This is a genomic window from Streptomyces nigrescens (assembly GCF_027626975.1).
GTDB classification, from domain to species: domain Bacteria; phylum Actinomycetota; class Actinomycetes; order Streptomycetales; family Streptomycetaceae; genus Streptomyces; species Streptomyces nigrescens.
In genome coordinates, this window is sequence record NZ_CP114203.1 from 4,207,303 (window position 1) to 4,226,748 (window position 19,446).

17 protein-coding genes are annotated in these 19,446 nt (G+C 71.9%); 4 read left to right on the plus strand and 13 right to left on the minus strand.

Annotation, left to right across the window (positions count from 1 at the left end):
* Positions 1-27 precede the first annotated feature (27 nt).
* Entirely contained in the window at positions 28-2,742 is a 2,715-nt protein-coding gene (locus tag STRNI_RS18745) for an NACHT domain-containing protein (protein ID WP_277411637.1), read from the plus strand.
* A gap of 173 nt (positions 2,743-2,915) precedes the next feature.
* Here STRNI_RS18745 and STRNI_RS18750 read toward each other — a convergent pair whose 3' ends face one another.
* Complete coding sequence (locus tag STRNI_RS18750) at positions 2,916-5,441, minus strand: ATP-dependent Clp protease ATP-binding subunit (protein WP_018092986.1); 2,526 nt, start codon at positions 5,439-5,441, stop codon at positions 2,916-2,918.
* Between the two features lie 498 nt (positions 5,442-5,939).
* Here STRNI_RS18750 and STRNI_RS18755 point away from each other — a divergent pair, with 498 nt between their 5' ends.
* The gene (locus STRNI_RS18755) at positions 5,940-6,620 is read left to right on the plus strand and encodes an SCO3374 family protein (protein WP_078518814.1); all 681 of its coding nucleotides are present in this window, start codon (positions 5,940-5,942) and stop codon (positions 6,618-6,620) included.
* Here the strand turns inward: STRNI_RS18755 and STRNI_RS18760 are convergent.
* The 10 genes from STRNI_RS18760 to STRNI_RS18805 all read right to left on the minus strand — a co-directional run bounded on the left by STRNI_RS18760 (position 6,551) and on the right by STRNI_RS18805 (position 15,270).
* Positions 6,551-6,889, minus strand: coding sequence for a histone-like nucleoid-structuring protein Lsr2 (locus STRNI_RS18760; protein ID WP_018092985.1), 339 nt, complete (start codon positions 6,887-6,889; stop codon positions 6,551-6,553). The two genes, STRNI_RS18755 and STRNI_RS18760, sit on opposite strands and share 70 nt — an antisense overlap.
* A gap of 156 nt (positions 6,890-7,045) precedes the next feature.
* Entirely contained in the window at positions 7,046-7,564 is a 519-nt protein-coding gene (locus tag STRNI_RS18765) for an amino-acid N-acetyltransferase (protein WP_018092984.1), read from the minus strand.
* A gap of 9 nt (positions 7,565-7,573) precedes the next feature.
* Positions 7,574-8,053, minus strand: coding sequence for a BlaI/MecI/CopY family transcriptional regulator (locus STRNI_RS18770; RefSeq protein ID WP_018092983.1), 480 nt, complete (start codon positions 8,051-8,053; stop codon positions 7,574-7,576).
* Positions 8,054-8,225: 172 nt separating this feature from the next.
* Positions 8,226-8,405, minus strand: a complete 180-nt coding sequence (locus tag STRNI_RS18775) for a hypothetical protein (RefSeq protein ID WP_018092982.1) — start codon at positions 8,403-8,405, stop codon at positions 8,226-8,228.
* 46 nt (positions 8,406-8,451) lie between these two features.
* On the minus strand, positions 8,452-9,069 hold the full coding sequence (locus STRNI_RS18780) for a hypothetical protein (protein ID WP_277413282.1): 618 nt from the start codon (positions 9,067-9,069) through the stop codon (positions 8,452-8,454).
* Positions 9,070-9,220: 151 nt separating this feature from the next.
* Entirely contained in the window at positions 9,221-10,018 is a 798-nt protein-coding gene (locus tag STRNI_RS18785) for a type III pantothenate kinase (RefSeq protein ID WP_018092980.1), read from the minus strand.
* A gap of 5 nt (positions 10,019-10,023) precedes the next feature.
* Positions 10,024-11,091 (minus strand): carboxylating nicotinate-nucleotide diphosphorylase, encoded by a 1,068-nt coding sequence (gene nadC, locus STRNI_RS18790; protein WP_018092979.1) that lies wholly within the window; start codon positions 11,089-11,091, stop codon positions 10,024-10,026.
* 71 nt (positions 11,092-11,162) lie between these two features.
* Positions 11,163-12,995: an L-aspartate oxidase gene (locus STRNI_RS18795; RefSeq protein ID WP_277411638.1), complete on the minus strand. Its 1,833-nt coding sequence runs from the start codon at positions 12,993-12,995 to the stop codon at positions 11,163-11,165.
* Positions 12,992-14,176, minus strand: a complete 1,185-nt coding sequence (panC, locus tag STRNI_RS18800; protein WP_277413283.1) for a pantoate--beta-alanine ligase — start codon at positions 14,174-14,176, stop codon at positions 12,992-12,994. The genes STRNI_RS18795 and panC overlap by 4 nt, the downstream gene beginning before the upstream one ends.
* Before the next feature lie 95 nt (positions 14,177-14,271).
* On the minus strand, positions 14,272-15,270 hold the full coding sequence (locus STRNI_RS18805; RefSeq protein WP_159486921.1) for a Rossmann-like and DUF2520 domain-containing protein: 999 nt from the start codon (positions 15,268-15,270) through the stop codon (positions 14,272-14,274).
* Between the two features lie 484 nt (positions 15,271-15,754).
* Here STRNI_RS18805 and STRNI_RS18810 point away from each other — a divergent pair, with 484 nt between their 5' ends.
* Complete coding sequence (locus tag STRNI_RS18810) at positions 15,755-16,891, plus strand: threonine aldolase family protein (protein ID WP_277413284.1); 1,137 nt, start codon at positions 15,755-15,757, stop codon at positions 16,889-16,891.
* Between the two features lie 81 nt (positions 16,892-16,972).
* Here the strand turns inward: STRNI_RS18810 and STRNI_RS18815 are convergent, their stop codons facing one another.
* Complete coding sequence (locus tag STRNI_RS18815) at positions 16,973-17,350, minus strand: hypothetical protein (RefSeq protein WP_277411639.1); 378 nt, start codon at positions 17,348-17,350, stop codon at positions 16,973-16,975.
* A gap of 100 nt (positions 17,351-17,450) precedes the next feature.
* Between STRNI_RS18815 and STRNI_RS18820 the strand changes: the two genes are divergently transcribed.
* Complete coding sequence (locus STRNI_RS18820; protein WP_277411640.1) at positions 17,451-18,560, plus strand: DUF5937 family protein; 1,110 nt, start codon at positions 17,451-17,453, stop codon at positions 18,558-18,560.
* 71 nt (positions 18,561-18,631) lie between these two features.
* Here the strand turns inward: STRNI_RS18820 and STRNI_RS18825 are convergent, their stop codons facing one another.
* Positions 18,632-19,315, minus strand: coding sequence for a response regulator (locus STRNI_RS18825; RefSeq protein ID WP_018092972.1), 684 nt, complete (start codon positions 19,313-19,315; stop codon positions 18,632-18,634).
* Between the last annotated feature and the right edge of the window lie 131 nt (positions 19,316-19,446).

Below are 19,446 nucleotides of genomic sequence, written 5' to 3' on the forward strand. Positions count from 1 at the left end.
ATTCAGCACCGCAGTTACGGGGAACCCATGGATCCCACGAACATCATCGCCCGCCTCACACCCCATGCCGTCGCTCCGCTGATCCGCAGACTCCTGGCCCCCGACGGGCCGGTCGCCGAGCCGGTCGACCGGCCGGTGCGGATCTCCCGGCTGCTCTCCTTCACCGGCGAGAAACCGACCCTCAGCGACAGTGAGCTGCACGGCCTCGCCGCGGCCCTCGTCGAGCAGGCGTCGGCCGGCCGGACGGATGCCGAGAGCGAGGCCGTCGCCGCCGCCCTGGCCCGCACCCTGCACGCCCTCGCCGAGATCGAGATGGACGATCTCGACGCCGCCCGGCTCCTCCCGGCCGAGTTCGCCCGGCGCCTGTGCGAGACGGTGCCCGGTGCCACCCGGGAGCTGACGCACGACGGAGTCCGGCTGCACGGGCTGCTGCTGGACGTCGCCGCCCTGCACCTGCTGTACCTCTTCGCCCAGCGGTCGGACTGTGTCGCCGGGACGCTCATCGAGCAGACCCGGACCCTCACCGAGCTGGTCCACGGGCCGAGCGTCGCCGCCTCCTCCGTCTTGCTGCCGCCCCGTACCGCCGACGGCCCCGCCGCCAAGGAGGCCGCCGACGACGAAGCCACCTTCCAGGACGCCGCCTCCCCGCCCCACGCCTCCGGACAGGCCATCGCCTCGCAGGCCACCACCTCCCAGGCCCTCGCCTCCCACGACGCCGCGTTCGAAGCCCGCTACGCCCAGGACACCGCCGCCCTCCACAACCACCTGACGATCTTCGGGATCGATCTGACGCACTCCCCCGACAGCTGGCCGCTGGACGCCGCCTATCTGGGGCTGCAGTGCGAGCCCGTTCCCCAGGACGCCGAGGGCACACCGGACCCCGCCGGGCAGGACGAGCCGCCGCTCCCCGCGGAGCAGGCGCTGTCCGGCCGCGGTCAGGTGCTGGTCCGCGGTGTGGCCGGGTCGGGCAAGACGACCCTGCTGCAGTGGCTGGCCGTCGCCACCGCCCGTGATGAGCTGCCCGAGGCGCTGGCGGGGCTGCGCGGCCGGGTGCCGTTCCTGCTGCCCGTGCGCCGCTTCGCCCGTGAGGGGCTCCCCTCGCCGGGCACGTTCCTGAGCGCCGTCGGCCACCGGGACGCCGAGGCGGCGCCGGCGGGCTGGACGGAGCGGGTGCTCGATGCGGGGCGCGCGCTCTTGCTGGTCGACGGGATCGACGAGGCCCCCGAGAGCGAGCGCGAACAGGTGCGCCGCAAGCTCGGCGAATGGACCGTGCGCTACCCGGGCAACGTCTGGATCGTCACCTCCCGGCCGTCCGCCGTCCCGGGCAGCTGGCTCGCCGGGGAAGGGTTCGGTGAGGTGTCGCTGGCGCCGATGAGCCGCGAGGACGTCGCCGCGTTCATCCAGCGCTGGCACCGTGCCGCGGCCCAGCGGTCCCCGGCCGATCTCGACCGGCTCGGCCATTACGAGCGGACCCTGCTCAATGCCGTACGGATCACCCGCGATCTGGGGCGGCTGGCGACCAATCCGCTGATGTGCGGGCTGCTGTGCGCCCTGCACCGCGACCGCCGGGGCTATCTGCCGCAGGGCCGGAAGGAGCTCTATGACGCGGCGCTGTCGATGCTGCTGGAGCGCCGGGACCGGGAGCGGGCCATGGTCCCCACCGACGGGGTGGAGCTGACCCGGCAGCCCAAGATCCAGCTGCTGCAGAAGCTCGCCCACTGGATGCTGGTCAACGGCCGTTCGGAGATGGACCAGGCGACCGCGGTGGACACCCTCGGCCGGCATCTGCCCGCGATACCGGACGCGGCCCGCCAGGGCGGCCCCGAGGACGTCTTCCGGCATCTGCTCAACCGCACCGGGCTGCTGCGCGAGCCCACCCCCGGCACCGTCGACTTCGTCCACCGCACCTTCCAGGACTATCTCGCCGCCCGCGCGGCCGTGCAGCGGCACGATTTCGCGCTGCTCCTCGACCATGCGCACCACGACGACTGGGAGGACGTCATCCGGATGGCCGTGGCGCTGGCCCGCCCCGATGAGTGCGCGGCGCTCCTGGACGGGCTGCTCGCCCCGCATCCCGGTGTACGCGCCGGCGAGGCCCGGCACCGCAAGCTCCTCGCGGCGGCCTGCCTGGAGCACGCCACGGAACTGGACCCGGCGGTCCGGGCACGGGTGCAGCGCTTCACCCGCTCCATGGTGCGGCCCAGCACCCCGTCCGCGGCCCGTGCCCTGGGCTGGATCGGGCCGATCGTGCTGGAAATGCTGCCCGACCCCACCGAGGTCTCCGACCACGAGGCCTATCTCCTCGCGATCACCGCCACCTCGATCTCCGACGACATGGCGATCGACTATCTGACGGGCCTGCGCGACCGGGCGCATCACGAGGTACGGGCGCAGCTCGCCGGGGCCTGGCGGCGCCATGACACCGCCCGCTACGCCCGCGAGATCATCGCCCACCTCGAACCGGCCGAGCTGTACTTTCCGGTCTCCGACCTGGAGGAGCTGCATGCGCTGCGCCGGCTGGGCGGCCGGCCGCATCTGCGGATCGCCGGGCCTTTCACGCCGGACCAGCTCGTCGAGGGCATCGCTCCGGCCGAGGGCCTGACGCGGCTGTGGCTCGCCTACGACCTGGGCGTTTCCATGGAGTGGCTGTCCGCCTTTCCGAATCTGGACACGCTGCGGATCGGCCGCCGTATTCCGCCGGTGCGCGGCGTTCCCGAGGGCATTCGCCTCGTGCAGATGTAGCGTGCGGACGCCTGCCGCGCACCGCGTGAACGGCCGAAAACAGCCTATTGCCAAATACGCGCTGCATTTCCGTTCCGCTAAAGACGGCGGCACCTACAGAACTGCCCCGGAACCGTAAGAAACGATTCCGGGGCAGTGCCGTAGGCGGTTATGCGCGTGCCGCGCTGTGCCGCTCAGGCGTCCTTGCTGAGGTTCGGACCCGAACCGCCGGCCGTGGACTCGATCGGCGGGGCGTCCGGCAGGGCCGACTTCTCCTCGCCGCGGAAGGTGAACTTGGCGGTCTCACCCTCGCCCTCGACATCGACGACCACGATGTGGCCCGGACGCAGCTCGCTGAAGAGGATCTTCTCCGAGAGGGCGTCCTCGATCTCGCGCTGGATCGTGCGGCGCAGCGGACGGGCGCCGAGCACCGGGTCGTACCCGCGCTTGGCCAGCAGCGACTTGGCCTCGCTGCTGAGCTCGATGCCCATGTCGCGGTCCTTGAGCCGCTCGTCCACCTTGGCGATCATGAGGTCGACGATCTGGATGATGTCTTCCTCGGTGAGCTGGTGGAAGACGACGGTGTCGTCGACACGGTTGAGGAACTCGGGGCGGAAGTGCTGCTTGAGCTCTTCGTTGACCTTGTTCTTCATCCGCTCGTAGCTGGACTTGGTGTCGCCCTGGGCCGCGAAGCCCAGGTTGAAGCCCTTGGAGATGTCCCGGGTGCCGAGGTTGGTCGTCATGATGATGACCGTGTTCTTGAAGTCCACGACCCGGCCCTGGGAGTCGGTCAGGCGACCGTCCTCCAGGATCTGCAGCAGCGAGTTGAAGATGTCCGGGTGGGCCTTCTCGACCTCGTCGAAGAGCACGACGGAGAACGGCTTGCGGCGCACCTTCTCGGTGAGCTGGCCGCCCTCTTCGTAGCCGACGTAGCCGGGAGGCGAACCGAACAGCCGCGAGACCGTGTGCTTCTCGCTGAACTCCGACATGTCGAGGGAGATCAGCGCGTCCTCGTCGCCGAAGAGGAACTCCGCCAGCGTCTTGGACAGCTCGGTCTTACCGACACCGGACGGGCCGGCGAAGATGAACGAGCCACCGGGACGCTTGGGGTCCTTCAGGCCGGCACGGGTACGGCGGATGGCCTGGGAGAGCGCCTTGATGGCGTCCTTCTGGCCGATGACGCGCTTGTGCAGCTCGTCTTCCATCCGCAGCAGCCGCGAGGACTCCTCCTCGGTGAGCTTGAAGACCGGGATGCCGGTGGCCGTCGCCAGAACCTCGGCGATCAGCTCCTCGTCCACCTCGGCGACGACGTCCATGTCGCCGGCCTTCCACTCCTTCTCCCGCTTCGCCTTCGCGGCCAGGAGCTGCTTCTCCTTGTCGCGCAGGCCCGCGGCCATCTCGAAGTCCTGCGAGTCGATCGCGGACTCCTTCTCCCGGCGCACATCGGCGATCTTCTCGTCGAATTCGCGCAGGTCCGGCGGCGCGGTCATCCGGCGGATCCGCATCCGGGAGCCGGCCTCGTCGATCAGGTCGATCGCCTTGTCCGGCAGGAAGCGGTCCGAGATGTAGCGGTCGGCCAGGGTGGCGGCGGCGACCAGGGCGGAGTCCGTGATGGAGACGCGGTGGTGCGCCTCGTAGCGGTCCCGCAGGCCCTTGAGGATCTCGATGGTGTGCGGCAGCGACGGCTCCGCGACCTGGATCGGCTGGAAGCGGCGCTCCAGGGCCGCGTCCTTCTCCAGGTGCTTGCGGTACTCGTCGAGCGTCGTGGCACCGATGGTCTGCAGCTCGCCTCGCGCCAGCATGGGCTTGAGGATGCTGGCGGCGTCGATCGCGCCCTCGGCGGCGCCCGCACCCACCAGGGTGTGGAGCTCGTCGATGAACAGGATGATGTCGCCGCGGGTGCGGATCTCCTTGAGCACCTTCTTCAGGCGCTCTTCGAAGTCACCCCTGTAGCGGGAGCCGGCGACCAGGGCACCGAGGTCCAGGGTGTAGAGGTGCTTGTCCTTGAGGGTCTCGGGCACCTCGCCCTTGACGATGGCCTGCGCCAGGCCCTCGACGACCGCCGTCTTGCCGACGCCGGGCTCGCCGATGAGGACCGGGTTGTTCTTGGTACGGCGGGACAGGACCTGCATGACCCGCTCGATTTCCTTCTCGCGCCCGATGACCGGGTCGAGCTTGGTCTCGCGAGCGGCCTGCGTCAGGTTGCGGCCGAACTGGTCCAGGACGAGGGAGGTCGAGGGCGTGCCCTCGGCCGGGCCGCCGGCGGTGGCGGCTTCCTTGCCCTGGTAGCCGGAGAGCAGCTGGATGACCTGCTGCCGCACCCGGTTGAGATCGGCGCCCAGCTTCACCAGGACCTGGGCGGCGACGCCCTCGCCCTCGCGGATCAGGCCGAGCAGGATGTGCTCCGTACCGATGTAGTTGTGGCCGAGCTGGAGGGCCTCGCGGAGCGACAGCTCCAGGACCTTCTTGGCACGGGGGGTGAAGGGGATGTGACCGGACGGAGCCTGCTGCCCCTGCCCGATGATCTCCTCCACCTGCTGGCGGACCGCCTCGAGCGAAATCCCGAGGCTCTCCAGGGCCTTAGCGGCGACACCCTCACCCTCATGGATCAGGCCCAGGAGGATGTGCTCGGTGCCGATGTAGTTGTGGTTGAGCATCCGGGCTTCTTCCTGAGCCAGGACGACAACCCGCCGCGCGCGGTCGGTGAACCTCTCGAACATCGTTAATCGCTCCTCAGAGCGGTCAGGCAGTTAGGGGTCGGTCCCCTCCCTGTCCTTCCGCATGCTAGTCCCGCGGGGCGGGACAGCTCATTCCAACTGCCGACACCCGTCCGGATCACCCCCGCTCCGGCGGGGAAATTTACTGCCGAACAGCTGACATCTGCTCCAACTCGATGGTGCGAGACGATGTTCCCGCAGGCCAGGCATATACGCCCTCTGCCACTACGCCCGTGGCGAACGCGCCCGGTGCCGACACGCCGTTTGCCGTCGGCCCTCAGCCGGGGCGGAACGCCTCGGGCGCCGGTCACACCGTCTCTTCCCACTGAGACTGTCTTACCCGCTGCCACTGACACTCCATGCGGCGCGGGCCGCTTCCATCCGCTACGGGCGAACATCCGCACGCCATCGAATGCACCTCCGCGCCCCTCCCGCGGGTGCGGTGCGTATCCATGTCTCTACCCAGCGTAACTTCCTGGGTGTGCGGGAGTTGCTCCGGGCATGGCCCGCGTGCTTCCGCGCCCCCGCATTCCCCTCGCCGCCGTGCGCCGGTGGTACGAGGAGGAGCTGGGCTGGCCGTCCACCGGAACGGAGCCGGTGGAGCTGCTGACGGGGCTGCGCTTCGATGTCCTGGAGATGCCGGCCGGGGCGGGAAGTGCCGTACTACGGCGATTGCCGCACACCGGCCCGGTGGCACTCCTTCGGGCCGGATGCGACGGGAATCACGCCAGTGATCGGCCGAAATTGCTCATGCTCATCGCGGCCGGCGGCGCCGAGGAACTCCCGGGAATCCTGGAATGGCTGGAGTGGGGCGCGCTTGTCCCGGATCTCACGGCGCGTGGGACCGGAGACCGGATGCCCGCGCCGGTGTTCCCCACTGGCGCAGCACCGTCATACGGATTCGGTTCCCGGGAGGCCGCGCGATGGGTGCGACCTCCCCGGCCCGGCTACGAGGCGGAGAATTCCCTGCCCACCACGGGGTTGGGAGCAGGAAACGGGGACGATGGGGACGCCCCCGACCTCGTACGACTCGTGAGCGCGGCGGCGACGGAGTGCCACCGTGCCCGGTTGATGCGTGCTGGTAATGCCCAATCGGACCGCGCGTGGGGCGATCAGCCGTTGGCCTTCTCAAATGCCTCACGAATGTCGGCGGGGACACGGCCACGGTCATTGACGTTGTAGCCGTTCTCCTTGGCCCAGGCACGGATCTTCGCGGTGTCCTGGCTGCCACCGGAAGCCGCACCACGCGCCTTGCCACGGCCCGAAGAAGCGCGGCCACCGGTACGGCGGCCCGCCTTCACGAAGTCGGCGAGCGAGTCGCGCAGCTTCTGGGCGTTGCTGTCGGAGAGGTCGATCTCGTAGGACTTGCCGTCGAGAGCGAACGTCACCGTCTCGTCCGCCTCGCCACCGTTGAGGTCGTCGACAAGAAGAACCTGAACCTTCTGTGCCACCGGTTTCCCTTTCATCGAATGCGGATTACGACGGAAAGCAAACCGCTTTTCCGGGAAAAACACAAACCCTTGGGTAGGGTTCACTTGCCCACACAGCGGGGAACGCATGCTTCCGTACCCATGAGATAGGGGAGCGATTCGGACATAGAACACTCATCACAGGTGCAGAAGCATCCGGCTGTTACCCAGGGTGTTGGGCTTCACTCGTTCGAGGCCCAGGAACTCCGCAACGCCCTCGTCATAGGAACGCAGCAGCTCACTGTAGACATCACCGTCTACCGGCGCTTCGCCGATCTCCACGAAGCCGTGCTTGGTGAAGAAGTCGACTTCGAAGGTGAGACAGAAAATGCGCCGCACTCCGAGCCAGCTCGCGGTGCGCACCAGCTTCTCTAGGACTTGGTGGCCGACTCCGGACCCCTTCATCCGCGGATCCACGGCCAGGGTGCGCACCTCGGCCAGGTCTTCCCACATGACGTGGAGCGCTCCGCAGCCGACGACCTCGGCGTCTTCGTCGCGCTCGGCCACCCAGAACTCCTGGATGTCCTCGTAAAGCGTGACGGTGGCTTTGTCGAGCAGGATCCCGTCGCGTGAGTAGGCATCGATGAGGCGGCGTACGGCCGGTACATCGCTGGTCCTGGCACGGCGGACGGTGAGGCCTTTTGAATGCGGAGGCATGCCGGGACGCTATCGCCCCTTGCCGGTGGCACTCGCCCCGGGTTCATCCCCTTCGGCGGGCCCGGCTTCACCGGCCCCTTCCGCTGCCGCTTGTGCCGTGCGTTCTTCGGCCGGTGCGGTCTCTTCCGCCTCTTGTGCCTGTTGTTCCGGGTCTTCCGCGGGTTCGTCGATCTGGACCATGCGTACGGCATCGCGCAGGGCCTGTCGCTGTTCCGGCGACATCATGCCGAAGAAGGCGACAAGAGCGGCCGCGGGGTTGTCGCTGGCGGACCATGCCTCGTTCATCAGTGCGGCCGCGTAGGCGGCGCGAGTGGAGACCGCCTCATATCGATAGGCGCGGCCTTCTGCTTCGCGGCGCACCCAGCCCTTCTGGTGAAGGTTGTCCAATACGGTCATGACCGTGGTGTAGGCGATGGACCGTTCCTTCTGCAGATCTTCCAGGACTTCTCGAACGGTGACCGGGCGGTTCCACTCCCAGACCCGCGTCATGACCGCGTCTTCCAGATCACCCAAGCGTCTCGGCACACAAGAACAATAGTGGGAGATGTCGCGTATGCCCGTTGATCTCGTTGCGTTTGGGCCGGAAAAAGGATGTACGACCCGGGACGGTCGATCCCGGGTCGTACGGTGCGCGCGGGCCGCCGAAAGGGCGGCGGGCGGCTCAGGCGCCGTGCGCCGTGGGCTCCTGACCGGCGGATTCGGCGCGCGCCAGGGCCGCGTCCACGGCGGCGTCCTCCTTGGCCTTGTTCGCCCCGCCCTGGCTCTTGATGATCGTCACGATCAGGGCGGTGAAGGCCACGGCCATCACTACGGGCGGGAGCAGCGCTGCGACGTAATCCATGGCGTATGGCCTCCTTTGGGGCGTGAGTGTCCAGAGTACGCAGCGCTCAGGCGGTGCGGCTCTCGGGGGGCGGGGCGGGCTTGCGGCGGGGCGGGAACACCTCGCCCGGTGTGGGGATCGGCCGGTCCCGCTGCGGGCCCTTGGGGCGCGGCGCCGGCGCGGGCTGGGGTTTGCGCTCCGGCTTCGGCTCCCGCTCGGGCTCCGGTTCCCGCCCGCCGCCACGGCCGGCTGAGCGGCCGCCTGGCAGCGCGCGCAGCCGGGTCCGTACGGATTGTTCGGCGAGCTGCTCGCAGTGGCGCAGCAGGGCGCTGCGGCGCTCGCGCTCGGCCTTCGCGCCGGACCGCGGCAGTGAGCGCAGGGCGGCGAGATCGTCGGGGCCGGGGACATGGCCCGCTGCCAGCGCCTCCTTGAGCCGCGTGAGATAGCCGGTGGCCGAGCCGGGCAGGGTTTCGCGGTAGCGGGCGAGGTCGGCGAGGAGGAAGGCGCGCAGCCGGCCGCCTTCGCGGACCGCCTCGTCGACCGCCTCGGCCAGCCGGAGGTATTCCTGGATGTCCTGGGTCCACTCGGGGCCGAGGGCGCCGAGCGGGGCGGGGTGGGACGTCGTCTGCAGGGCATGGGCGAGGGCGCGACGGAGCACACGCAACTCATCGGCGCTGAACGCCATGCCGCCGCGGGTTCCGTTTGGCATTGGCATGTGGCGACTTTACGACCGTTTCCGACAAAAGCCGCTTAATTCGTGAACGGTGGCGCGGCAGCGAGCCGCACCACCGATCGTCCGGCGCGGGAAAAACTTCCGCGCACCGGGCGGTGTTCCGTCAGGAGCGGGCGATATTCCGCTCGTAGACCAGCCGGAGACCGATGAGGGTGAGCCACGGCTCGTGCTCGTCGATTTCCGATGACTCACCGAGCACCATCGGCGCCAGTCCGCCGGTGGCGATCACGGTCACGTCGTCGGGGTCGTCGGCCAGTTCCCGTGCCATGCGCTGCACCACGCCGTCGACCTGGCCCGCGAACCCGTAGAGGATGCCGGACTGCATGGCCTCCACGGTGTTCTTGCCGATGACGCTGCGCGGGCGGGCCAGTTCGATCTTGCGGAGCTGGGCGCCCTTGACGCCCAGCGCCTCCACGGAGATCTCGATGCCCGGTGCGATCACGCCGCCGACGTACTCGCCGCGCGCACTGACCGCGTCGAAGGTGGTGGCCGTACCGAAGTCGACGACCACCGCGGGGCCGCCGTAGAGCTCGACGGCGGCCAGGGCGTTGATGATCCGGTCGGCGCCGACCTCCTTGGGGTTGTCCATGAGGATCGGCACGCCCGTCTTGACGCCAGGCTCCACCAGGACGGCAGGCACATCGCCGTAGTAGCGGCGGGTGACCTCACGCAGCTCGTGCAGGACGGAGGGCACCGTGGCGCAGATGGAGATGCCCTCGATGCCGTCGCCCAGGTCGTCGCCGAGCAGCGGATGCATCCCCATCAGGCCCTGGAGGAGGACGGCGAGCTCGTCGGCGGTGCGCCGGGCGTCGGTGGAGATCCGCCAGTGCTCGACGATCTCCTCGCCGTCGAAGAGGCCGAGAACCGTGTGGGTGTTTCCTACGTCAATGGTCAGCAGCATGGCGGTCAGCGGTCCTCACGCACGTCGTCGGCCGCGCCCCGGCCACCCTGCCCGTCGTCCTCGTGCAGGTCGAGGCCGATGTCCAGGATCGGGGAGGAGTGGGTGAGCGAGCCCACCGCGAGGTAGTCGACGCCGGTCTCGGCGTAGGCGCGGGCGTTGTCGAGGGTCAGCCGGCCCGACGACTCCAGCATCGCGCGGCCGGCGACCAGGGCCACCGCCTCCCGGGTCTGCTCGGGGGTGAAGTTGTCCAGCAGGATCAGATCGGCGCCCTCGGCGAGGATCGGCGGGATCTGGTCGATCCGGTCGACCTCCACCTCGATCGGCACCCCGGGGAACTCGCTGCGTACGGCAGTGAACGCCGCGGCGACGCCGCCCGCAGCGACCACGTGGTTGTCCTTGATCAGCGCCGCGTCGCACAGCGACATCCGGTGGTTGACGCCGCCGCCGCAGCGCACCGCGAACTTCTCCAGGGCGCGCAGGCCCGGCGTCGTCTTGCGGGTGTCGCGGACCTTGGCCTTGGTGCCGTCGAGCACATCCGCCCAGGCCCGGGTCGCGGTCGCGATGCCGGACAGCCGGCACAGCAGGTTCAGCGCGCTGCGCTCGGCGGTGAGCAGGTCGCGGGTGCGGGTGGTGACGCTCAGCAGCGGGGTGCCGGCCTCGACCCGGTCGCCGTCCTCGACGTGCCGCTCGACCGCGAACTCGTCGGTGCAGACGATGGACAGCACCGCCTCGGCGATCCGCAGCCCGGCGACCGTACCGGCCTCGCGGGCCGTGAAGTCGCCGGTGGCGACCGCGTCCTCGGGGACGGTCGCCACGGTCGTGACGTCCACGCCCTGGTCGAGGTCCTCGTCGACGGCGAGATGCGCGATGTCCTCGACCTGGACGGGGTCGAGGCCGGCGGCCACCAGGAGCGCGGCCAGGTCGGGGTCGAGGCCGCAGGTCAGCGGGTCGATCTCGTACGCGCTCTCGTCGCCGCCGCAGCCGCAGGCGTCGCCGCAGCCACCGCTGGGGCCGTCGCTGCCGGCGGGCCCGCCGATCTGGAGGAGGGGGAGGTCGTCGGGGGTGCTGCTCACGGGGTGGGCTCCGTATTCGGGGAGGTGGGGTGTGCGGTGCGGTCTGTCTTGGCCGGCGGTGGGGTCGGTGGCTACGGGGTGACCGTCGGCGGGAACTCGGCGGTCGCCGTCGTACGGATGGTCAGCGCCCGGTCCGCTTCCAGGGTGATGCGGAAATGGCGGCGCCAGGAGGCATCGTCCCGGTCCGGGTGGTCCTCGCGCCAATGGCAGCCGCGGGTCTCCTCCCGGCGCTGCGCCGCGGCGACCAGCACCCGGGCGACGCACAGGAGGTTGGTGGCCTCCCAGGCCTCCACGCCGGGCTCGGGGGCCTTGCGGTCGGCGGGGGCGGCGCTCCCGGTGGCGGTCGCACCGGCCGGTTCGTCACGGCCCGCCGGGCCGGCCGCCGCGGTCGCCTCACGGTGGAGGCGGTCCAGTTCGGCGGCCGCCCGGGCGAGGCTCTCGGCGCTGCGCAGCACCCCGGCGCCGGCAGTCATGATCCGCTGCACGGCCGTACGGGTCTCCGGGGCGAGCAGCGGAAGGGTGGTGCGGGGCGCGGAGGGGGCGGGGGGCGCGGTGTGCTCCGCCGCGTCGTGCGCCGGTGTGCAGGGTGCGTCGCCGGCCGCGGCCTCCGGGGTGTGCGGCGCGGTGATGTCCGCGGCGATCCGCTCCGCGAAAACCAGGCCCTCCAGAAGGGAGTTGGAGGCGAGCCGGTTGGCGCCGTGGACGCCGGTGCAGGCGACCTCGCCGCAGGCGTACAGGCCGGGGACCGTGGTGCGCCCGCGCAGGTCGGTGCGTACGCCGCCGGAGGCGTAGTGCGCGGCCGGGGCGACCGGTATCGGCTCGGTGACCGGGTCGATGCCATGGCTGCGGCAGGCGGCGAGGATGGTGGGGAAACGGGTCTCCCACATCTGGGCGCCGAAGTGACGGCCGTCCAAATACATGTGCTCGACGCCCTGTTCGTGCGCCTGGCTCATGATCGCCTTGGCGACGATGTCCCGCGGCGCCAGTTCGGCGAGTTCGTGCCGGCCGACCATGAAGCGGGTGCCGTCGGCGTCGACGAGGAGGGCGCCCTCGCCCCGTACGGCCTCGGAGATCAGCGGCTGCTGGCCTTCCGCTTCCGGCCCCAAATACAGGACGGTGGGGTGGAATTGGACGAATTCCAGGTCGGAGATCTCGGCGCCGGCGCGCAGCGCCAGGGCCACCCCGTCGCCGGTGGAGACCGGCGGGTTGGTGGTCGCGGAGAAGACCTGCCCCATACCGCCGGTGGCGAGCACCACCGCCGGGGCGTGGACGGCCCCGACGCCGTCGTGCTGGCCCTCGCCCATGACGTGCAGGGTGACACCGGCCGTGCGGCCCTCGGCGTCCGTGAGCAGATCGAGGACCAGGGCGTTCTCGATGGTGCGCAGCCCGGCGGCGCGGACCGCCTCGACGAGCGCACGGGAGATCTCCGCCCCGGTGGCGTCGCCGCCGGCGTGCGCGATACGACGGCGGTGGTGGCCGCCCTCGCGGGTGAGCGCTATCTCGTCGCTGCCGGGTGCGGTGTCGAAGCGGGCGCCGGTGCCGATCAGCCGGTGGACGGCGTCCGGGCCTTCGGTGACCAGGGTGCGTACGGCGCTCTCGTCGCAGAGTCCGGCGCCCGCCACGAGGGTGTCGGCCAGATGCTGCTCCGGGGTGTCGCCGTCGCCGAGCGCGGCCGCGACCCCGCCCTGTGCCCAGCGCGTGGAGCCGTCGTCCAGACGGGCCTTGGTGACGACGACGGTCCGCCGGCCGGCCGCGGCGCAGCGCAGCGCGGCGGTCAGCCCGGCAACCCCGGAGCCCACCACGACGACATCCGCTTCGATGGACCATCCGGGGGCGGGGGCGCTCAGACGTATGCCGGTGCCTGCTGCGGGGCCGGGTCCGGTGGCTGTTCCGGTGGCGGTCATCGGGTCGCTCCGAGGGGGCCTTGGGGGGTGGTGGGAGGTGTGGCGGGTGCGGCGGCAGCGGGGCCGTCCGGCGTGGTGGCGTCCGAAGAGGCGGCGTCCGTGAGGGTGCCGCCCTGGTGGGCGGCGGTCGGTCCGGCTCGCCCGGCTCCGAAGACGAGACGGATGTTGTCGATCAGCCGGGTGGTGCCGACCTTGGCGGCGACCGCGAGGATGGCCTCGCCCTCGTAGGCGTCCGGGATCTCGGTGAAGTCGGACGGGTCGACGAGCGCCAGGTAGTCGAGGGTGAGCGGCGGGTCGAGGCGGGCTGCGTCGTCGAGCACCGCGCGGGCCGCGGCGCGCGCCACGGACGGGCCGTGCGGGAGGCCCGCGGCGGCGTAGGCGACGGCGTGGGCGTCGGCGGCGGCCCGGTCCTCGCCGAGGGCGGCCAGCGCCGCGGCACGGTCCTGCGCCGGGTGGCCCGTGGAGGCGGCGCGGGCGCGCAGCGCCTCTTCGGCGGCGAGCCGGTCGCGGGCCGCGAACAGCGCCGCCGACAGCGCGAGCGCGGTGCGCCGCTCCGGGGCGGAGAGGTAGCGGTTACGGCTGGAGAGGGCGAGGCCGTCCTCCTCGCGCACCGTGGGGACCCCGACGATCTCGACGGGGAAGTTGAGGTCGGCGGCCATCCGTGTGATGACCGCGAGCTGCTGGGCGTCCTTCTGCCCGTAGAAGGCGATGTCCGGTGCGGTCAGATGCAGCAGCTTGGCGACGACGGTCAGCACCCCGTCGAAGTGCCCGGGGCGGCTGGCGCCTTCCAGGAGGGTGCCCATGGGGCCCGCGGTGATCCGGATCTGTGGTTCTCCGCCCGGGTAGACCTCGTCGGCGGACGGGGCGAAGACGACGTCCGCGCCCGCGGCGGCCGCCAGCTCCCTGTCCGCGTCCAGGGTGCGCGGATAGCGGTCGAGGTCCTCGCCCGCCCCGAACTGCAGCGGGTTGACGAAGACCGTGACGACGACCTGGCCCCGCGGGCCGACCCGGCGACGGGCGGCGCGGACCAAGGTGGCGTGGCCCTCGTGGAGCGCGCCCATGGTCATGACGACGGCGCGGTCCCCGGTGCCGCGGGGCAGATCGCGCAGGGCGGCGGCGGTGTGGAGGAGGTGCGCGGGGCCGGGGGGGCGGACGGGCTGGGTGGGGCGGCTCTCGTCCATGGGCTGGTCCGGCTCCTGGTTCACGGGCACGTCCGGTGCCGCGGTGGCGTCCGGGTGGGAGCCCGGTTCGGGGGGCGGGCTCAGGGGCGAGGAGGTCATCGGTCGCCTCCCTCGGGGCCGTGGCCGGGGGCGTCGGGATCCGGGCCGGAGGCGTCGGGGGTGCCCGGGGCGGGGCCGGGGCCGGGGCCGTCGCCGGAGTCGGCGAGCACATCGAGCAGGTCCTCGGCCAGTTCCGGCTTCAGCAGACCGTGGTCCAGCGCCCGGTCCGCGGTCGTACGGGCCATGGCGACGTACCCGGCGACGCTCTGCGGTGCGTGCCGGCGCAGCTCGGCGATATGGGCGGCGACGGTGCCGGCGTCGCCCCGTGCGACCGGGCCGGTCAGCGCCGCGTCACCGGAGCGCAGGGCGTTGTCCAGGGCGGCGCCGAGCAGCGGGCCCAGCATCCGGTCCGGGGCCTGCACCCCCGCGTCATGCAGCAGCTCCATCGACTGGGCGACGAGCGTGACCAGGTGATTCGCGCCGATGGCGAGCGCCGCGTGGTAGAGCGGACGGGCGGATTCGGCGATCCACTCGGGCTCCCCGCCCATCTCGATGACCAGCGCCTCGGCGGCCATCCGTAGCTCGTCGGGCGAGGTCACACCGAACGAGCAGCCGGCCAGCCGCTGGACGTCCACGGAGGTGCCGGTGAACGTCATGGCCGGGTGCAGGGCGAGTGGCAGGGCGCCGGCGCGGGTGGCCGGGTCCAGGACCGCCGTTCCGTACCGCCCCGAGGTGTGCACCAGCAGCTGGCCGGGCCGTACGGCGCCGGTCTCGGCGAGGCCGCTCACCAGGTCGCCCAGGGCGTCGTCGGGGACGGTCAGCAGGACCAGGTCGGCGCGGGCGAGGACCTCGGCCGGGGTGACCAGCGGAACGTCGGGCAGCAGCTCGGCGGCGCGGCGTACGGAGGCGTCGGACACACCCGACACGGCAACCGGGCGGTGCCCTGCGAGCTGCAGCGCAGCGGCGAGGGCGGGCCCGACACGGCCCGCGCCGACGACCCCGACGGTCAGCCGGGCGGGGCGGTCCTGGGCCTCAAGGGGTGGGATTGCGTTCACGCGGCAATGGCCTTCCGTTCCAGTCCGCGGGGGGTACCGGACGATTCCTCGCCATGCTACGCGAGTGTTTCCGGTGGCTTTCAGAGCTGTACGGAAGGTGAGACCGGGGTCTCTCCCGCGAGTTATCCACAGGGGTCGCGGCGCCGGGCGGGGCCGGGCGAGGATCGATGCAACGGCACGCGAAGGCGCGGGCCAGGGCAGCACGGGGGGTGTGAGGCGGATGAGGCAAGCAGGCGGACGCGGCATGGATGAGGGCTCGGGGGGAGCTTCGGGCGGTGCGGCGGGGGAAGCCTCGGGGGATGTGTGGGACGGCGCTTCGGGCGGTGCTCCGGGGACCGGCTCGGGGCGTCCGGCGAGCGGGGCGGTGCGCGAGGGGGCACGGGGTTCGGCCGGTGCCGGGGAGTGCGCCGGGGCCGGCTCTCCGGGCGGGGCCGAGGGAGGCGCTCCGGCCGGGGTGGGGGTCGCTCGTGTCGAGCGGGAGCGGATGCGCGCGGCGTTCCGCGGCGCACGGCGCGTGCTGTCGGAGAGCGTCGGGCGGGAGACGGTCCGCGAGCGGATGGACCGCCTGGTGGCCGACGCCCCGGCCGCCTACGACCTGGACGGCTGGACGGACCTCTACGGCAACGACGACGGCATCATCGGCGAGCTGGAGCGCCGGACCGCCGGCGCCCTGGGCACCGAGGCCGCCGCCTTCTTCCCGACCGGCACGATGGCCCAGCAGGTGGCGCTGCGCTGCTGGGCGGGGCGTACGGGCAATGCGACGGTCGCCGGCCATCCGCTGTCGCACATGGAGGTACATGAGCGCGATGCCTGGGCGGTGGTCAGCGGGCTGCGCATGGTGCATCCGACGAGCGCCCCACGGCCACCGACCGCCGCGGAGATATACGACCTGCCGGAGCCGTTCGGCGCCCTCGCCCTCGAACTCCCGCTGCGGGACGCCGGATTCGTGCTGCCGACGTGGGACGAGCTGACCGCGACGGTGGAAGCGGCGCGGGACCGTGAAGCGGTGGTGCACTTCGACGGCGCGCGCCTGTGGGAGTGCGGCCCGCACTTCGGCCGCACCCTCCCGGAGATCGCGGCCCTCGCGGACAGCGTCTATGTCTCCTACTACAAGTCGCTGGGCGGCATATCGGGCGCCGCCCTCGCGGGCACCGAGGAGTTCATCGAGGAGGCGCGGGCCTGGCGGCACCGGTACGGCGGCCAGTTGTTCCAGCAGTGGCCGGCCGCGCTGGCCGCCCTGGCCGGGCTGGACCGTGAGCTGCCACGGCTGCCGGAGTACGTGGCCCATGCGAAGGCCGTGGCCCGTGCGCTGGACGAGGGCCTGGCCGAGGCCGGTGTGCCGTGGTTCCGGGTGCACCCCGGGGTGCCGCACACCCACCAGTTCCAGGTGTGGCTGCCGCACCCGCCCGAGCTGCTCAACGAGGCCGTGGTGCGCCAGGCGGAGGAAACCGGGACCGCGCTGTTCGGGAACTGGTACGAGCCGGGCCCGGTCGGCCCGCCCGGGGTGGCGCTGACAGAGATCATGGTCGGCGCATCCGCCCTGGCCTGGACGGATGACACCATCCGGTCGGCGGCCCGGGAGTTCGTGGACTTCGTGAACGGCTTGCGGCGCGTGGGGTGATGCGGGGTGGGGGGGGAGGGGTGGGCGGGGGGCGGAGGGGGCGGGGGCAGAGGGGCGGGGCCCCCACCGAACGCCGGGCAGTCACATCGCCCCGGACGCCGGCGCTCTCCCCGGCCCGGGCGTCGGCGCCCTCCCCACTCCGGACGCCGACGCCATCCCCGCCTCAGGCATCGGCCCCCTCCCCACCCCGGACCTCACCACCCCCTCCAGCCGATCCGCCGCCCCGTCCACCCGCTCCGTAGTCCCCCGCCGGAGCAGGCACGCGGCCGCTGAGTGGACGGCGCGGCGGAGGCGGGACGGGAGGCGGTCGGCGGGGGCCGTGACGACGGCGCGGAAGCGGTACCACTGCTGTATCTCGCGGGCGGTGCGGACGGTGTGGGTGCCCGGGGCGGGCGGTGCGGCTTCGCCTCGCTGGGCGGCGCGGTAGGTGTCGAGGAGGTGCTGCTGACCGGCGTTCATGTCCCTCACTGTGCGGCGGTCCGGCCGTTCGTGGCGCGTCGTTTGACGGGAGCCGTCAAACGACGTCCGTGCAGGTGGGAGCCTCGCGCATGATGGGCGCATGGCCAACGTCATCGACATCACCGGGCTGCCGCCGGAACGCGTCGTCTTCACCCCCTCCCCCCTGGCGGAGCTGGGCGCCGCGCTGCATGCGCTGTCCGAGCCGGGGCACCACCCCGGGCTGCACGGCTGGGTCACCGCCACCAACGCGGCTCTGAAGACCGACCTCGCCGACCGGCTGTGCGAGGCGGATTTCCTGTGGCGGTCCTCCCGTTCCGACATCCTGCTGCCGGCCCGCCCCGGGGCGACGCTGGCCGAGGAACTGGACGAGCTGGACACGATCGACGACGAACGGTTCGTGGCCGCCGCTTTCGAGATCACCTGCTCCGCGCGCTACACCCGCCCCACCCCGTCGCCCCTGGTCGACGCGGACGAGCGGGCGCGGGTACGGGAGATGGCCGCCGCGCGCGGCCCGCGGCAGGCGACCTTCACCGACCGGATGCTCACCGACCCCGACGGTCTGCGGGTGTGGCTGCGCCGTCTGTTCGAGGACTGTGAGGAGGCGTTCTTCGGCGACATCTGGCGGCGGGTGGGCATCCAGCTGGCGGCCGATGCCCGGCACAAGACCGAGTTGCTGCGCCGCAAGGGCCTGGCCGAGACGCTGTCCGCGACGTCGAAGGCGCTGTCCCTGGAGGACACACAGGACGGCAGCGGCGGTACCCGCATCCTGGTCGACAAGCTGGCCCAGGGGCGTACGACGGCCTTCGCGAGCCCCGGGGATCCGGGCGTCACCTTCCTGCCGACGTCGTTCGGCTGGCCGCATCTGCTGTTCAGCCACGCCCCCGGCTGGCGCCCGGTGGTCCAGTACCCGGTCGCCGGCCCGGAGTTGCCGGCACCGGCCGCGCTGGAACTCGTCCAGCAGCGGCTGGAGGCGCTGGGCCACCCGATGCGGATGCAGCTGTGCCGGACGCTGTCGCGGGGGCCGCACACGACGGGGGAGCTGGCGATCGCGTTCGGCATCACTTCGCCGGAGGTGTCCCGGCACATCGCGACGCTGAAGAAAGCCGGGCTGATACAGACGCGGCGCCGGGGGCGCTATGTGCTGCACCAGCTGGACCTCCAGGTGGTGGCCCGGCTGGGCAGCGACTTCCTTGAGGGCGTGCTGCGCTGAGGGCGACCACCCGGCGGCGCGGTCCGGGCGGCCGACCGCGCGGCGGAGCGGCGCTCGACCGGAGCGGGGACCTAGGCCCCCGCTCCCCCCGCCCGTACCAGCCCCGTCTCGTAGGCCAGCACCACCGCCTGGACGCGGTCCCGCAGGCTCAGCTTGGTCAGGATGCGGCCCACATGGGTCTTGACCGTGGCCTCGGAGAGCACCAGCCGCGCCGCGATCTCACCGTTCGACAGGCCCTGGGCGACGAGCAGCAGCACCTCCCGCTCGCGGTCCGTCAGCCGCTCCAGCTCGGGGCGGGACGGTTCGCCGGAGGTGGCGGGCAGCATCGGCGTGAAACGGTCGAGGAGCCGGCGGGTGGTGGACGGTGCGACGACCGCGTCGCCGCTCTCCACCGCCCGGATCGCGGCGAGGAGTTCACTGGGCGGCACGTCCTTGAGCATGAAGCCGCTGGCCCCGGCCTTCAGCGCGGAGAAGGCGTACTCGTCCAGGTCGAAGGTGGTCAGGATGAGCACCTTCGGGGCGCCCTCCTTCTGCCCGCCCTCGCAGATCCGCCGGGTGGCCTCCACACCGTCCAGATGCGGCATCCGTACGTCCATGAGGATCACGTCGACCTGGGTGCCGCGCAGCACCTCCAGGGCCTCCACACCGTTGCCCGCCTCCGCGACGACCTCCATGTCCGGCTGTGCGGCCAGCACCATCCGGAAACCGGTGCGCAGCAGCACCTGGTCGTCGACGAGCATCACGCGGATGGTCATGGCAGGGGGTCCCTTCGAGCAGGAGTGGGGCTGAGCGTACGGGGTGGAGCGCGGGCGGGGCGGCGGACCTCACCGGTTCGGTGAGGTCCACCGGATCAGTGATTCTCACAGGTCAGTGATCCTCCCGGGTC